This window comes from Kitasatospora sp. NPDC048296 (genome assembly GCF_043201815.1).
In the GTDB taxonomy this organism is placed as follows: domain Bacteria; phylum Actinomycetota; class Actinomycetes; order Streptomycetales; family Streptomycetaceae; genus Kitasatospora.
Genome location: NZ_JBICZB010000177.1, coordinates 1 through 2,663 on the forward strand (window position 1 = coordinate 1; position 2,663 = coordinate 2,663).

General features: G+C 72.8%; 2 protein-coding genes. Both read right to left on the reverse strand.

Translation table 11 applies throughout. The annotated features are described in order from the left end of the window. Positions 1-1,693 (reverse strand): type I polyketide synthase (locus ACGF12_RS38250; protein ID WP_393041172.1); only part of this gene is annotated, 1,693 nt, incomplete at its 3' end. A 126-nt stretch (positions 1,694-1,819) separates the two neighbouring features. After that, positions 1,820-2,663 (reverse strand): beta-ketoacyl reductase (locus ACGF12_RS38255; protein ID WP_393041175.1); only part of this gene is annotated, 844 nt, incomplete at its 5' end.

A 2,663-nucleotide genomic window follows, 5' to 3' on the forward strand; every position in this document is an offset into this window, starting at 1 on the left:
CGGGGAAGATGAACACGGTCTTGCCGCTGACGGCTGCGGTGCCGGTGACGAGGTCGGGGTGGGGTTGACCGTCGGCGAGGGCGGCCAGGGCGTCGGTGTTGAAGGCGACGGCGCGGTGGGGGAACGTGGGTTTGCGTTCGAGTGCGGCGGCGATCGACTGCTCGTCGGTGTCGGGGTGTTCGGTGATCCAGGTGTGCAGGCGGCGGGCCTGGTCGCGTAGGGCGTCCTCGTTCTTCGCCGACAGCGGCCACATCACCGGCAGTTCGGACTCCGGCTCCCCGGCCGGCTCGACCACCTCGACCGGTTCGGCCGCGGGTGCCTCCTCCAGGATGACGTGCGCGTTCGTCCCGCTGATCCCGAACGACGACACACCTGCCCGACGCCGCCGCTCACCGTTCGTCTCCCACGGCCGGGCCTCCGTCAGCAGCTCGACGGCGCCCGCCGACCAGTCCACCTGGGGCGTGGGCTCGTCGACGTGCAGCGTGCGCGGCAGCTCGCCGTTCCGCATCGCCATGACCATCTTGATCACGCCACCTACACCGGCCGCCGCCTGGGCGTGCCCGATGTTGGACTTCAACGAGCCCAGCCACAAAGGCCGTTCGCCAGTGTGCTCGCGCCCGTAGGTGGCGAGCAGTGCCTGCGCCTCGATCGGGTCGCCCAGCTTGGTGCCCGTGCCGTGCGCCTCGACCGCGTCCACGTCCGCCGCGCTGAGCCCGGCGTCCGAGAGCGCCTGCTGGATGACGCGCTGCTGGGACGGGCCGTTGGGGGCGGTGAGCTGGCTGCTGGTGCCGTCCTGGTTGATGGCGGAGCCGCGCACCACCGCGAGCACGCGGTGACCGTTGCGCTGCGCGTCCGACAGCCGCTCCAGCAGGAGCAGGCCGACGCCCTCACCCCAGCCGGTGCCGTCGGCGGACGCCGCGAAGGCCTTGCAGCGGCCGTCCGGCGACAGCCCGCGCTGCCGGCTGAACTCCACGAAGAGGCTGGGCGTCGAGAGCACCGTGACACCGCCGGCCAGCGCCAGCGAGCACTCGCCGTTGCGGAGCGCGCGGGCGGCGAGGTGCAGGGCGACCAGTGAGGACGAGCAGGCCGTGTCGACGGTCACGGCCGGGCCCTCGAACCCGAAGGTGTAGGAGATGCGGCCGGTGGCGATGCTGCCGGCGCTGCCGGTGCCGACGTACCCCTCGAAGCCGTCCGGGATCGGGTTGAGCCGGGAGCCGTAGTCGTTGTACATCACGCCCGCGAACACGCCGGTGCGGCTGCCGCGCAGCGTGGCCGGGTCGAGGCCGGCCCGCTCCACGGCCTCCCATGCGGTTTCCAGCAGGAGGCGCTGCTGCGGGTCGATGGACAGTGCCTCGCGCGGTGAGATCCCGAAGAACTCCGGGTCGAACCCGGCGGCGTCGCGGAGGAATCCGCCCTCCTTGGCGTAGGAGGTGCCGACCTTCTCCGGGTCGGGGTCGTAGATGTCGGGGTCCCAGCCGCGGTCGGTCGGGAAGCCGGCGATCGCGTCCCGGCCCTCGGCGACCAGCTCCCACAGCTCCTCGGGCGAGCTCACGCCGCCCGGGTAGCGGCAGGCCATGCCGACGATCGCGATCGGCTCGCGGTCCTTGGCCTCGACGTCCTGCAGGCGCTGCCGGGTCCGCTGGAGGTCGGCGGTCACGCGCTTGAGATAGTCGCGGAGCTTGTCTTCATTCACCACGGTGACGTCTGCTTCCTTTGGATTCCTGGGAGTTCTGGATCCCGGTCGAGGGGCGAGAGCCGAGAGCCGAGAGCCGAGAGCCGATGGCCGATGGCGGAGGGCGGAGGGCGGAGGGGGCGCCGGTCAGCTGCCGAGTTCGTTGTCGATGAAGTCGAAGAGTTCGTCGTCGGAGGCGGTCTCCAGCAGCTGGCTGGTCGAGTCGGCCGTTTCGATGCCGGCCTTCGTCAGGACCTCCTGCAAGCGCTGGGTGAGCAGCCCGCGCTGCTCGCCGTCCGCCGGAAGCGTGAGCAGCAGCTCCTCCAGGCGGTCCAGCTCGGCGAGACCGAGCCCCGGCGCGGGCAGCACTTCCGCGTCCAGGTAGCCGGCCAGGGCGAGGACGGTGGGGTGGTCGAAGATCAGCGTGCTCGGCAGCCGATGCCCGACCGCCGTACCGAGGCGGTTGCGCAGTTCGACCGCGGTGAGCGAGTCCAGGCCCTGGTCGAGGAGGCCGCGCTCCGGGTCGAGCGCGTCGGTGCCGGTGTGCCCGAGGACGTCGGCCACGTGGCCGAGCACCAGCTCGCGCAGCGCCGTCCGGCGCTCCTCGCGGTCGAGTCCGGCGAGCCGGTCGGTCAGCGCCGTCGCGTCCGTGCTGCCGGCGCCGGTGCCGGTCGCGCCGGTGCCGGCGGCTGCCGGCCGCCGGACCGGCGTGCGCACCAGGCTGCGGAACAGCGGCGCCGGGTCCCGCAGGGCGGACAGGTCGAAACGGGACGGGACGAGCGCGGCGCGCTCCGACCGCAGGCCCGCGTCGAACAGCTCCAGACCGAGGGCCGGGTCGATGGGCAGGATGCCCATCCGCGCCATCCTCGCCCGGTCGGCCCGGGCCAGCTGACCGGTCATGCCGCCTTGGGTGTCCCAGAGTCCCCAGGCGTAGGAGGTGGTGGGGTGTCCGTTGGTGCGGCGGTGGGTGGCGAGGGCGTCGAGGTAGGCG